The following is a 12,299-nucleotide window of genomic DNA, read 5'->3' on the forward strand; positions in this document are numbered from 1 at the left end:
GGCTGCGCGGGGTGGGGACTCCCCGGCGGCTCGGCCGGAGAGGAGCGGGACCTCCGGGCCGTGCAACGGAACGCGAGTGACTCGCCAGCGTACGCGAGTCCGTCGCACACCCGCGTGGTCGAGCTCACACATCCGGGGTGACCTGTGTGGTGTGCGCCACCGCGCCCGCCGGGCACCGGCCGGGCCGCCGCCCCCGGCCGGCCGGCCCGCCGGATGCCCAGCGGATAATCGAGCCCGTGACCGATCTTGAAACGCGCGTGGTGGCGGGCCGCCCCGGAGCCCTGCGCCGGGCCGCCCCGGCGCTCCTCGGCTACGCGGCCGTCCGCGCCCTGGGCCTGCTCGCCCTGGCCCTGTGGAGCGCCGCGCGCGACAAGAGCGCGTACACCCTGCTGACCGCCCGCTGGGACTCCCTCTGGTACGCCAGGGTCGCCGAGGGGGGGTACGGCTACGAGGTGCGCCTGCCCAACGGCGACGTGCACTCCGATCTGGCCTTCTTCCCCCTGCTGCCCTGGCTGGAGCGGCTGGGCGCGGCCGTGAGTCCGCTGTCGTACGCCGACGCGGGCTTCGTGGTGAGTCTGCTCGCCTCGCTCGCCGCGGCCTGGGGCGTCTTCGCGGTGGCGGACCATGTGTACGGCCGCCGGGCCGGGGTGTGCGCGGCGCTGCTGTGGGCCGCGCTGCCGGTGGGGATCGTGCAGTCGATGGCGTACAGCGAGTCACTGTTCACCGCGGTCGCCGCCTGGTCGCTGTACGCGGTGCTGACCGGGCGCTGGGTGACGGCGGGGGCGCTGGCCTCGCTGGCCGGGCTGACCCGGCCGGTGGGGCTCGCGGTGACGGCGGCGGTGTGGGTGGCCGCGATCGCGGCATTCGGGCGAAGCCGGAGCGGCACCGCCGCGCGCGGCGCCCTTTCCGCGCCGCACGCCCCCGCCGAGGGCGTGCGGTGCGTGCTCGGCATGCTCCTCGCGCCCCTGGGCGCCGCCGGCTACGTGCTGTGGGTCGGCCACCGCACCGGCCAGGGTCCGCTCGGCTATCTCGACGTCCAGGCGGGCTGGCGCAACGGCTTCGACGGCGGCGTGTCCTTCGCCCGGTTCGTCGGCGGGAAACTCACGTCGTTCCCGTCGGCCCTGGCGGGCGTCGGCCTGATCGCCGGTGTCGCCCTGCTGCTGTGGCTGTACGTCGTCTGTGTACGGCAGCGCCAGCCGCTCGCGCTGCTGGTGTACGCGGGGATCGTCGCGGCTCTCGCCCTGTGCGCGTCGAGCTACTTCGGCTCGAAGCCCCGGCTGCTGCTGCCCGCCTTCCCCCTGTTGCTGCCGCTCGCCCTGGCCCTGGCCAGGCTGCGAACCTCCAGGTCGGCGCTGGTGGTCGCGGGTGTCGCCGTCGTCTCGGCCGGGTACGGGGCGTTCTGGCTGAACGGCTCCGGTCCGCCCTGACCGCCCCGTTCGTCCGATGAGCGCCGGGGAAATTGCGTACCAGCATTCGGTTAACGAATTCATAAGCACGATAAAACCGTCGACCGGGCCGATGAAAGGAATTGAAGCCCACAGCGGGGCCGGATTGCGGATTGCTCGGGAAAAGACCACTCCTGAGAGGAATCCCACATCACATCGTCATCACAAAGCCGTTGTTTCGGCAAGGATCACTCCTCACTCGCTGTAACGTCGATTGGGTGCGTACCGAACGGAACCTCACCCGTCTGGACCGGGTGTTCGCGAGACTCGACCGGGAGCCGGAACGACCGGCCCACCTAGATGTGCCGGTGATGAGCCGGCACCGCATTGCGCTGTTCTCCGGCACCCTCGCGTTCTATATCGCGATCGTGTGGGCCGTGCTGATCACCTCGTGGCTGGTCCGGCTCGACTGGCAGGTCATGTTCTTCCGGCCCTACCAGCAGTGGCCGGAGATCCACGCGTTCGTCGACTACTACGTGGTCCTCGGCCAGCGCGGCCCCACGGCGGTGATGGTCGCGGCCTGGCTCGGCTGGCGGTCCTGGCGCCAGCACACCCTGCGGCCGCTGCTCGCGCTCGGCGCCTCGCTGCTGCTGCTGAACGTCACCGTCGGTGCCGCCAAGATCGGCATGGGCCGGCTGGGGCCGCACTACGCGACCACGGTCGGCGCGAACGAGATGTGGCTCGGCGGCGATATATTTCCGAGCGGTCATACCGCGAACGCCGTGGTCACCTGGGGAATCCTGGCCTATCTGGCATCGACGCCGCGGGCGCGGCGCTGGCTGTCGGCGCTGTCGGCGGTCACCTCCCTCGGGGTCGGGATGTCCACCGTCTACCTCGGTACGCACTGGCTCAGCGACGTGCTCCTCGGCTGGACGGCGGGACTGCTGATCCTGCTGGCGCTGCCCTGGTTCGAGCCGCTGATCGGGCGCACCGAGGCCGGGATCCTCGGCCTGCGGGACCGGTGGTCCGCCCGGCGCGGCCGTACGCGGCCGGCGAAGGAACCGGTCGCCGCTCCCGTGGTGCTCGCGCACCCCGTTCCGGGCCGCGAGGAGGCCCCGGCGCGCGAGCCCGTCGCCGCGCCCCGCACCACCCGGGCCCCGGTGTACCTGGCCCCGGGCCCGCACACGGCCCGCTCGGACCGCACGCCGGTCACCCCGGCGGGCAGCCGCCGCCCGCCGCACTCCGACCGGCATCCGCGCAGCACGGCCCCGGCGGCACGGCCCCTGTCCGGCGGCTGACCGCCCCCACAGGCCCGCGGGGGCCGGTACGCACAGCCTCTCCCCCGCAGCACGACGGCCCCGGCCCTCCGCACAGGAGGGCCGGGGCCGTCGGCGTGTGTCAGCCCTTCCAGGCGCGGGCCACGCGGCCGTCCTTCACCTCGAAGTTGAGCCGGCCCACGCGGTACTCCATGGTGATGACCGTCCCGGGCGCCAGCGACCGCACCGTCGACCAGCCCCGCTCGCGCGCGAGCCGTTCGGCCGCACCGGAATCGAGGCCCACGTAGGCATCCGGACTGTCCTGGGGTTCGGCGGGGGGTGTCGGAATCGGTGGCATGTCACCACGCTATGCCCTGCCCCTCGGGCGGGGAAGCCCAGGCCCGTATCAGGAGCCACACAGGCCCCTACGGTCACATTTCTGTCACAGGACCACGGTGTGCGTTTCGGTCGAACTCTCTCACCCGGATGGGCGCCTCCGAACGGCTTCCGTGAACACGGTGGGGCAATTCCCGTATGACGCGCCGACCCCTCGAATATCCGAACGGAAAAATGCGCCGAAGCGCCCCGGTGGCCGCATTCGCTTTCCTTCGAACGAGCCGGAACGAACATGCGGCGATCGGATATCGACACAGGAAACACACCCTTTGCTCACATGTTCCCCGTGCCCGGTGGCCGCGATCGTCAGTCGGCCGGTGCGGTGACGGACACCGACAGGTCGTTGTCCCGGGTGTAGCAGGGGCCGGCCTCCACGGGGCCGTGCCGCGTGTCCACGCGCGCGCGTGGGAAGACGAGGACGGGCTCCTTGTCGGCGATGTCGTCCAGCAGCCGGGCGACGCGCACGGCGGGACCCGGCTCCCCGCCGGGCCGCAGCCACAGGTCCCACCGGCCCGGCGCGAGGGCGCCGTAGGCGATCCGGAGCCGGAACTCCGCCCGGTCGGCGGTCAGGCCGAGCCGGCGCACGCCGTCCTCGCCCGTGCCGGGCGGGGGGCGCAGCTCGGCGTGGGCCCCGGCGGCGAGCGGAGTGCCGTAGACCCGTCCCCGTACGGTCAGCCCGTCGTCCGCGAGGTGCAGCTCGGTCGCCTCGGCGTGGGGTGCGCGCAGCCAGCTGCGGACGGTGAGGTTGCCCTGCCGGGTGGCGTACGGGATGCGGACGGCGACGTGGCCGAGCAGGCCGCTCGGGGTGCGGTCGGCCAGGGAGCGCAGGTCGGTGATGCCGGGGACCAGGCGCCGGGGAACGCCGTCGGACATGCGCGCATAGGCGTCCCAGCGGCCCTCGGGCAGGGAGACGCTGCTGGGCAGCGCGGCGCGCAGCCGGCCCTCGGCGGCCGGGGCGAGCGGCAGGCCGACGGTGTCCTCGGCGGCGTCGGCGTCGCGGCGGCGCAGGAGCAGGTGGGCCGCCCCCGTGTGGTCGTGCGCGGCGACGTCGAAGGTCAGACCGCCCGCGGAGTCGGCGATGCAGTCGGCACGCAGCGGGGCGGCCGACGGGGTCTGCGACGTCATGCGGTGCGGTTCCCCCCTGTGTCTGTCGTGTCTGTCCGTGTCTCTCCTTGTCCGGTCAGACCCACTACCCACTCTTCTGGTTGTCCCTGTCCGATTGCGATGCGGTCACGGCCGGCGGCGACACGCCGGTCCTGGCGCGGTGCACGGGCCGAGTGCCGACTCTTTTCCGCCACCCGGTTCATTCGCTGATTTCCTGATTTGTCGACCTACCGATCCAGCGACCTTCGGCTCCCGCTTGCTCAGCAACTCCCCTGCACGGCGCGGTACTTGACGGCGGCCGACCGGCGTCGCGGCCGACCGGCCCCGGTGCCGGGCGGTTCGATTCCGTTCGCCTCGGGGCGTGACTCCCGCCGCGGATCGCCCGTTGTCTTCAGCATGAGCCGGGGACCCACCCGGACCGCGGGCCGGGAGCCACCCGGCCCGGTCACGCACCGCATCCCGAGGGAGCCACCCGTGCCGCGCATGCTCGACGTCAGCGACGACGTACGCGCCGAGATCGGCGACGAAGAAGCCGACCGCCTGCTCGCCGGGGAGTCCGCCCCGGGCAGCTACGACTGCACGTCCTGCCGCACTCCGGGCGACTGCGAGCAGGAGCGCACCAGCACCGTTCTCTTCGTCGGGGACGAGACCGCCGTTCTCGCCTTCGCCCACGCGGGCTGCCTGCCCTCACAGGTCGTCAAGGTCACCGAGGAGCAGCTCCAGGGGGCCGTGAGGTCCATCAGCGGCGACTCCGCCCGCCCGCAGCCGGAGACGGCCGCGCCCGAGCAGGCCGTGCTGGGCGTGACCAGCGGACTCGTCCTCATCGCCGACGAGCTGCACCCGGCCCTCGTGGTCGAGCCGACCGCCCCCATCGTGCGGCCCGGCGCCACCGGTGGCGGCGACGACTTCCTGCCGCTGCTGATCGAACAGGGCTTCATGCCGGTCGTCGGACTGTCCACCGCCCCCACCGTGCTGCACGGCTGGTCGGTGCTGCTCGCCATGGGTCAGCTGCACGCGGTGCTCCAGCCGGGGACGAACGGCGGCCGGCCGGTGGCCTGGTGGCAGGCGCACCAGCCGCTCCAGGTCACCGAGGGCTGGCGCACGGCGGCCAACAAGCAGCAGCAGGTGCTGATGTTCGCGGCGCCGGTCGGGACGATCGGCCGGCAGCCCCGGGAGGACCTGCTGCGCGACGCGCTGGACAAGGCGGCGGCCAACGGACAGCTGGTCGCCGCCGCATTGCCCCTGGCAGGGACCTGATCACCGAGCGGGTGACCGCCCTCCCGGCCGCATCCCTTCCGGCCCGGGGTCGTTTGGACATACGTGCACGCATACGACTCCTCCCACCGCCACGGTGGCCCCTCGGCCACGCCGATCTACGACGCGCTCTACGCCGAGTACGTCAGGTCCTTCCGCTCGCTGCCGGGGGATCGCAGCGGCGAGGAGGAGCTGGAGTTCACCGGGTTCGGGAACATGTCCCGCGGCCGGGGTTACAGCGCCTACAGCCTGGGCTCCCACAGCACCCGGCTCGGCCAGCAGTCGCCGTGGCAGCGCGTCGGCCAGCTCGGCCCGCACGGCACCGGGACGATGCGCCACGTCCCGGCCGCGCTGCCGCCGGCCCCGCGCAGGGGCGTCTGAGAGCGGGTGAGCGGCGAGAAGGGGCGGTCCCGGTCGGGACCGCCCCTTCTCGCCGCTCGTCGCTACTTCTTCTTCGCGCCGCGCTTCTCGCGCACCCGCACCGAGATGTGGATCGGCGTGCCCTCGAAGCCGAACTCCTCCCGCAGCCGGCGCTCGATGAAGCGCCGGTAGCCCGCCTCGATGAAGCCGGAGGCGAAGAGCACGAACCGCGGCGGCTTGGTGCCGGCCTGCGTGCCGAACAGGATGCGCGGCTGCTTGCCGCCCCGCACCGGGTGCGGGTGGGCGGCGACCAGCTCGCCGAGGAAGGCGTTCAGCCGGCCCGTCGGGACGCGGGTCTCCCAGCCGGCCAGGGCCGTCTCGATCGCCGGGACCAGCTTCTCCATGTGCCGTCCGGTCTGCGCCGAGACGTTCACCCGCGGCGCCCACGCCACCTGGCCGAGCTCGGTCTCGATCTCCCGCTCCAGGTAGTAGCGGCGCTCCTCGTCGAGGGTGTCCCACTTGTTGTAGGCGACGACGATCGCGCGGCCGGCCTCGACCGCCATGGTGACGATCCGCTGGTCCTGCACCGAGATGGACTCGGAGGCGTCGATGAGGACCACGGCGACCTCCGCCTTCTCGACGGCGGCGGCGGTGCGCAGCGAGGCGTAGTAGTCGGCGCCCTGCTGGAGGTGGACGCGCTTGCGGATGCCCGCCGTGTCCACGAACTTCCAGGTCACGCCGCCCAGCTCGATCAGCTCGTCGACCGGGTCGCGGGTGGTGCCGGCCATCTCGTTGACGACGACGCGCTCCTCGCCCGCCACTTTGTTCAGCAGGGAGGACTTGCCGACGTTGGGCCGGCCGATCAGGGCGATCCGGCGCGGGCCGCCGACGGCGGTGCCGAAGGTCTGCGCCGGGGCCTCGGGCAGGGCCTCCAGCACCTTGTCCAGCATGTCGCCGGTGCCGCGGCCGTGCAGCGCGGACACCGGGTGGGGCTCTCCCAGTCCCAGCGACCACAGATAGGACGCGTCGGCCTCGCCGCTCGGGCCGTCCACCTTGTTGGCGCACAGCACGACCGGCTTGCCGGCCTTGCGCAGCAGCCGTACGACGGCCTCGTCGGTGTCGGTGGCGCCGACCTTGGCGTCCACGACGAAGACGACCGCGTCGGCGGCCTCGATGGCGTACTCGGCCTGGGCGGCGACGGAGGCGTCGATGCCGAGGACGTCCTGCTCCCAGCCGCCGGTGTCGACGACCTTGAAGCGGCGGCCGGCCCATTCGGCCTCGTAGGTGACGCGGTCGCGGGTGACGCCGGGCTTGTCCTCGACGACCGCCTCGCGGCGGCCGATGATGCGGTTCACCAGGGTCGACTTGCCGACATTGGGGCGGCCGACGACGGCGAGGACGGGCAGCGGGCCGTGCCCGGCCTCCTCGATGGCGCCCTCGACCTCCTCCAGGTCGAAGCCCTCTTCCGCGGCGAGCTCCATGAACTGCGCGTATTCGGCGTCGCCAAGCGCCCCGTGGTCGTGCTCCTCGCCCGAACCCTCGGAGTGGATGTCGTCGTTCATGAAGTCCGTACCTCGTTCATCGTGGTGATCGGTGGACCGACCCTGTACCGGTGGTCCACTACTGAAGTGTCGCCCGGCGGCCGGTGAGCCGCCTGGCGTTTTCCAGGTGCGCGGTGAGCTGCTTCTGGATGCGTTCGGTCGCCTCGTCCAGCGCCTTGCGGGTGCGCCGTCCGCTGCCGTCGCCCGCGTCGAAGGGGTCGCCGAAGACGACGTCGACGCGGGAGCGCAGGGGTGGCAGCGCCTTTATCAACCGTCCGGGTCTCTCGGAGCTTCCCAGGACGGCGACCGGGACGATCGGGGCGCCGCCGCGCAGGGCGAAGTAGGCGAGGCCGGCGCGCAGCGAGGCGAAGTCGCCCTCGCCGCGGGTGCCCTCCGGGAAGATGCCCAGCACGCCGCCGTTCTCCAGGACGCCGAGCGCCTGGCCGATGGCCGTGCGGTCGGCGGAGTGACGGTCCACCTTCAGCTGGCCGATGCCGGTCAGGAACGGCCCGAGCGGTCCGACGAACGCCTCCTTCTTGATCAGGAAGTGCGTCGGCCGGGGCGCCACGCCCATGACCATGGGGCCGTCGATGTTGTGCGCGTGGTTGACGGCGAAGATCAGCGGGCCGGTCGTGGGCACCCGCCAGGCGCCGAGCACGCGCGGCTTCCACAGGCCGTACATCAGGCCGACGCCGATGCGCCGCCCGACCTCGGCGCCCTTCTCGGAGAGGACGGAGGGTGAAGTCACTTACCCGCCCGCTTCTCCTCGACGAGGGTGACGACGCACTCGATGACCTGCGGCAGCGTGAGGTCGGTGGTGTCCACCTCGACCGCGTCGTCCGCCTTGGCGAGCGGCGAGGTCTTGCGGCTGGAGTCGGCCGCGTCCCGCTTGATCAGGGCCTCGCGGGTGGCCTGCACGTCGGCGTTCTTGAGCTCGCCGCTGCGGCGGGCGGCGCGGGCCTCCGGCGAGGCGGTCAGGAAGACCTTCAGGTCGGCGTCGGGCAGCACGGTCGTACCGATGTCGCGGCCCTCGACGACGATGCCCCGCTCGGCGGCGGCGGCGATGGTGCGCTGCAGCTCGGTGATCCGGGCCCGCACCTCGGGGACGGCGCTGACCGCGCTCACCTTGGAGGTGACCTCCTGGGTGCGGATCGGGCCGGCCACGTCCACTCCGTCGACCGCGATGGACGGGGCCGCCGGGTCGGTGCCGGAGACGATCTCGGGCTTGCCGGCCGCGGCCGCCACGGCGTGGGGGTCGGCTATGTCGATGCCGTTGGTCACCATCCACCACGTGATCGCCCGGTACTGGGCGCCGGTGTCCAGGTAGCTCAGCCCGAGCTGCGCGGCGACGGCCTTCGACGTGCTCGACTTGCCCGTGCCGGAGGGGCCGTCGATGGCGACAATCACGGCCGGGGCGGTCGGGGCGGCGCCGTTTTCCACGGGGGGACACCTTCCTGGTGCGGTGCGGTGAGTGGTGTGCGGGACGCGAGCGCGTCCCGCACAAGGTTACTGGGTCCGCGGGGCCCCTCCGACAGGCGCATGAACCCGCGCGGCCCCACGCCTCACTGCCGGATCGCCCAGCCCCGTTCCTTCAGGGCCGCCGTCAGCACGGCGGCGGCCTTCGGCTCCACCATCAGCTGCACCAGACCGGCCTGCTGCCCGGTGGCGTGCTCGATCCGCACGTCCTCGATGTTGACGCCGGCCCGTCCCGCGTCCGCGAAGATGCGGGCGAGCTGTCCCGGCTGGTCGTCGATGAGGACGACCACGGTCTCGTAGACGCGCGGCGCGGAGCCGTGCTTGCCGGGGACCCGGACCTGGCCGGCGTTGCCGCGCCGCAGGACGGCCTCGATGCCGGCGCTGCCCTCGCGGCGCTTGTCGTCGTCGGAGGACTGGAGGGAGCGCAGCGCACGCACCGTCTCCTCCAGGTCGGCGGCGACGTCGCCGAGCAGGTCGGCGACCGGGCCCGGGTTCGCGGAGAGGATGTCGATCCACATCCGGGGGTCGGACGCGGCGATCCGGGTCACGTCGCGGATGCCCTGCCCGCACAGCCGTACGGCGGCCTCCTCGGCGTGCTCCAGGCGGGCGGCGACCATGCTGGAGACCAGGTGGGGCATGTGGGAGACGAGCGCCACGGCGCGGTCGTGGGCGTCGGCGTCCATCACGACCGGCACGGCCCGGCAGTGCGAGACCAGTTCGAGCGCGAGGTTGAGCACCTCGGTGTCGGTGTCCCGGGTCGGGGTCAGCACCCACGGGCGTCCCTCGAAGAGGTCGCCGGTGGCGGCCAGCGGGCCGGACTTCTCGCGGCCGGACATCGGGTGGGTGCCGATGTACGCGGAGAGGTCGAGTCCGCGGGCCTCCAGTTCGCGCCGGGGCCCGCCCTTGACGCTGGCCACGTCGAGGTAGCCGCGGGCGAGCCCGCGCCGCATGGCGTCGGCGAGCACGTCGGCGACCAGGGCCGGCGGGGCGGCGACGACGGCGAGGTCGACGGGCCCTTCGGGTGCCTCGTCGGTACCGGCGCCGAGGGCGGCGGCGGTGCGGGCCTGCTCGGGGTCGTGGTCGGCGAGGTGCACGGTGACGCCCCGCTGGGTGAGGGCGAGGGCGGCGGAGGTGCCGATGAGGCCGGTGCCGATGACGAGTGCGGTTCTCACTGGGCGATGTCCTTGCGCAGGGCCGCGGCGGCGCCGAGGTAGACGTGGGCGATGTCGGCGCGGGGCCGGTCCGACTCGATGTGGGCGAGGACCCGGACGACGCGCGGCATGGCGCCCTCGATGTCCAGTTCCTGGGCGCAGATCAGCGGGACGTCGGTGATGCCGAGCTTGCGGGCGGCGGCGGCCGGGAAGTCGCTGTGCAGGTCGGGCGTGGCCGTGAACCAGATGCTGATCAGGTCGTCGCCGGTCAGCCCGTTGCGTTCCAGGACGGCGGTCAGCAGGGCCGCGACCCGCTCGTCCATGTGCCCGGCCTCGTCCCGTTCCAGTTGGACGGCGCCCCGGACCGCTCGTACCGCCACGGCGATGCTCCTTGCTGACGTGCGTTTCGGCTCTTGGTCCGTCCAGCGTAGTCAGCCCGCGCCGCGCCGGTGCGCGGCGCCCGCCTCCTGAGACGCTGGTCCCGGCCGCGATCCCCGCCCCCCTCACTCCCGGAGCGACGCCATGACGCACAGTACGACCCGCCGTACGGTACTTCTCTGCACGGGTGCGGCAGCGCTCGTCGTGGGCTGCGGCGACGGGGGCGACGGGAGCGACGGCAGCGGCTCCCCGTCCGTCTCGCCGGGGCGGGAGCTGGCGGCGACGAGTGACATCCCGGTCGGCGGCGGCAAGGTCTTCGACGCCGAGAAGACCGTGGTGACCCAGCCGGAGCAGGGCGACTTCAAGGCCTTCTCCGCGGTCTGCACCCACCAGGGCTGCATCGTGGCGGACGTGCGCGACGGCTCCATCCTCTGCGCCTGCCACGGCAGCAGGTTCGCCATCACCGACGGCGCGGTGGAGCAGGGCCCGGCCACGAAGCCGCTGCCCGAGAAGCGGATCACCGTGGAGGGAAATTCGGTCCGCCTGGTGTGAGGGCCCGACGTACGCTCCCGGGCATGCATCCCGAGACCCTGGTACGCGACCACACGATCTACGCCTGTGTCATGGGTTCGCGCGCCTTCGGTCTGGCGACGGAGGCCAGCGACACGGACCGCCGCGGCGTCTTCCTCGCCCCGACCCCGCTGTTCTGGCGCTTCGAGAAGCCGCCGGCCCACGTCGAGGGGCCGGCCGAGGAGCAGTTCAGCTGGGAGCTGGAGCGCTTCTGCGAGCTGGCGCTGCGCGCGAACCCGAACATCCTGGAGTGCCTGCACTCCCCGCTCGTGGAGTACGCCGACGAGACCGGCCGCGAACTCCTCGCACTGCGCGACGCGTTCCTCTCCCGCCGGGCCCACAGGACGTTCACCCGGTACGCCCACGGCCAGCGTCGCAAGCTGGACGCCGACGTCCGCACGCACGGCGCCCCGCGCTGGAAGCACGCGATGCACCTGCTGCGGCTGCTGACGTCCGCGCGCGACCTGCTGCGCACGGGCACCCTCACCGTCGGCGTCGGCGACCGGCGCGAGGCGCTGCTCGCCGTGAAGCGCGGCGAGGTGCCCTGGCCGGAGGTGGACTCCCGGATGGCCCGCCTGATCGAGGAGAGCGAACGGGCCGTCCGCCACAGCCCTCTCCCCGACGAACCGGACCGGCGCCGCGTGGAGGACTTCCTCGTCCGCGTGCGCCGCGCCTCAGCCCTCCAGGCGGGTCCGTACGACGAAGTCGTGCAGGGCGTCGTACGCGGCCGGGGCGCCGGGCAGCGCTGACGCCGCCTGCGCCTCGTCCAGGACCGCGTGCAGCCGCTCCACGTCGGCCCGCACGCGCGCGTGGTCGACGTCGGCGTCGCCGTGCTCGCGCTCGGCCTTGGCGGCGATCAGCTCCGGCAGGAAGGCCGGCGCGGCGTCGGTCTCGCCGATGAGCGTGGGCAGATGGGGCTGCACCTCGCCGGCGCGCATCAGGTGGATGCCGGTGAGCAGGACCCGGAAGGTGTACAGCAGCGGCTTGAGCTCACCGCTCTTCTCGAACAGCCGCCACTGGGTCTGCGCGAACCCCCGGTAGTGGTGGGCGTGGTGGCTGGTGAGCACGCCCGGCGCGAGCGCGGCCAGTTCCCGGTGGGCGTCGGTGGTGTGCACGACCAGCGGCGACAGCAGCTGCTCCAGCACATAGCCGTTGCGCCGGAGCATCAGCCGGACGAACTTGCGCAGGTCGTGCGTGACCAGGTCCATCTCGACGCCGTCCCGGTCCCACATCCGCGACCTGGTCTCCTCCGGCTCGCGCAGGCCGACCAGGTCGGCGGCGGGCAGCAGGTGGACGCCGCGCAGGTCGACGTCCGAGTCGCGGGAGGGGAAACCGTAGAGGTGGGCGCCGGAGACGGTGGCGAACAGCACCGGGAAGGGCTGCTCGGCCACCACCGGGGCCAGGTCGATGTCCAGGGCGCCGATCATG

The 12,299-nt window shown here is 73.0% G+C and carries 14 protein-coding genes; 6 read left to right on the plus strand and 8 right to left on the minus strand.

What is annotated here, in order from left to right; translation table 11 throughout:
- The first annotated feature begins 236 nt into the window (after nucleotides 1-236).
- Entirely contained in the window at nucleotides 237-1,427 is a 1,191-nt protein-coding gene (locus ACIRG6_RS36245) for a glycosyltransferase family 39 protein (RefSeq protein WP_364819719.1), read from the plus strand.
- A gap of 236 nt (nucleotides 1,428-1,663) precedes the next feature.
- On the plus strand, nucleotides 1,664-2,683 hold the full coding sequence (locus ACIRG6_RS36250) for a phosphatase PAP2 family protein (protein WP_318217944.1): 1,020 nt from the start codon (nucleotides 1,664-1,666) through the stop codon (nucleotides 2,681-2,683).
- Between the two features lie 100 nt (nucleotides 2,684-2,783).
- Here the strand turns inward: ACIRG6_RS36250 and ACIRG6_RS36255 are convergent, their stop codons facing one another.
- Both ACIRG6_RS36255 and ACIRG6_RS36260 read right to left on the minus strand, forming a co-directional pair.
- Complete coding sequence (locus tag ACIRG6_RS36255) at nucleotides 2,784-2,999, minus strand: I78 family peptidase inhibitor (protein ID WP_239769740.1); 216 nt, start codon at nucleotides 2,997-2,999, stop codon at nucleotides 2,784-2,786.
- A 344-nt stretch (nucleotides 3,000-3,343) separates the two neighbouring features.
- Nucleotides 3,344-4,162 (minus strand): hypothetical protein, encoded by an 819-nt coding sequence (locus tag ACIRG6_RS36260; protein ID WP_364676945.1) that lies wholly within the window; start codon nucleotides 4,160-4,162, stop codon nucleotides 3,344-3,346.
- 453 nt (nucleotides 4,163-4,615) lie between these two features.
- Here ACIRG6_RS36260 and ACIRG6_RS36265 point away from each other — a divergent pair, with 453 nt between their 5' ends.
- Both ACIRG6_RS36265 and ACIRG6_RS36270 read left to right on the plus strand, forming a co-directional pair.
- Entirely contained in the window at nucleotides 4,616-5,398 is a 783-nt protein-coding gene (locus tag ACIRG6_RS36265; protein WP_350726395.1) for a hypothetical protein, read from the plus strand.
- Between the two features lie 63 nt (nucleotides 5,399-5,461).
- Nucleotides 5,462-5,776 carry a hypothetical protein gene (locus ACIRG6_RS36270; RefSeq protein WP_318217947.1) on the plus strand — a complete coding sequence of 105 codons (315 nt, stop codon included), beginning with the start codon at nucleotides 5,462-5,464 and terminating at the stop codon, nucleotides 5,774-5,776.
- Nucleotides 5,777-5,838: 62 nt separating this feature from the next.
- On the opposite strand, the gene der is transcribed toward ACIRG6_RS36270, so the two are convergent.
- From der to aroH, 5 genes are all read right to left on the minus strand, one after another.
- On the minus strand, nucleotides 5,839-7,317 hold the full coding sequence (gene der / locus ACIRG6_RS36275) for a ribosome biogenesis GTPase Der (RefSeq protein WP_189230397.1): 1,479 nt from the start codon (nucleotides 7,315-7,317) through the stop codon (nucleotides 5,839-5,841).
- A gap of 58 nt (nucleotides 7,318-7,375) precedes the next feature.
- Entirely contained in the window at nucleotides 7,376-7,978 is a 603-nt protein-coding gene (locus ACIRG6_RS36280; protein ID WP_239771136.1) for a lysophospholipid acyltransferase family protein, read from the minus strand.
- 62 nt (nucleotides 7,979-8,040) lie between these two features.
- Nucleotides 8,041-8,736 carry a (d)CMP kinase gene (gene cmk, locus ACIRG6_RS36285; protein WP_350725094.1) on the minus strand — a complete coding sequence of 232 codons (696 nt, stop codon included), beginning with the start codon at nucleotides 8,734-8,736 and terminating at the stop codon, nucleotides 8,041-8,043.
- Between the two features lie 122 nt (nucleotides 8,737-8,858).
- Entirely contained in the window at nucleotides 8,859-9,944 is a 1,086-nt protein-coding gene (locus ACIRG6_RS36290) for a prephenate dehydrogenase (RefSeq protein WP_350725092.1), read from the minus strand.
- Complete coding sequence (gene aroH / locus ACIRG6_RS36295) at nucleotides 9,941-10,303, minus strand: chorismate mutase (protein WP_161167333.1); 363 nt, start codon at nucleotides 10,301-10,303, stop codon at nucleotides 9,941-9,943. Before aroH ends, ACIRG6_RS36290 begins: the two co-directional genes overlap by 4 nt.
- Nucleotides 10,304-10,445: 142 nt before the next feature.
- Between aroH and ACIRG6_RS36300 the strand changes: the two genes are divergently transcribed.
- Both ACIRG6_RS36300 and ACIRG6_RS36305 read left to right on the plus strand, forming a co-directional pair.
- The gene (locus tag ACIRG6_RS36300; protein ID WP_364685300.1) at nucleotides 10,446-10,853 is read left to right on the plus strand and encodes a Rieske (2Fe-2S) protein; all 408 of its coding nucleotides are present in this window, start codon (nucleotides 10,446-10,448) and stop codon (nucleotides 10,851-10,853) included.
- Nucleotides 10,854-10,876: 23 nt separating this feature from the next.
- Complete coding sequence (locus ACIRG6_RS36305; RefSeq protein WP_364685297.1) at nucleotides 10,877-11,620, plus strand: nucleotidyltransferase domain-containing protein; 744 nt, start codon at nucleotides 10,877-10,879, stop codon at nucleotides 11,618-11,620.
- On the opposite strand, the gene ACIRG6_RS36310 is transcribed toward ACIRG6_RS36305, so the two are convergent.
- Nucleotides 11,546-12,298 (minus strand): nucleotidyltransferase domain-containing protein, encoded by a 753-nt coding sequence (locus ACIRG6_RS36310; RefSeq protein WP_403326158.1) that lies wholly within the window; start codon nucleotides 12,296-12,298, stop codon nucleotides 11,546-11,548. The genes ACIRG6_RS36305 and ACIRG6_RS36310 overlap by 75 nt on opposite strands.
- Between the last annotated feature and the right edge of the window lies 1 nt (nucleotide 12,299).

This window comes from Streptomyces flaveolus (assembly GCF_044765825.1).
Classification (GTDB): domain Bacteria; phylum Actinomycetota; class Actinomycetes; order Streptomycetales; family Streptomycetaceae; genus Streptomyces; species Streptomyces flaveolus.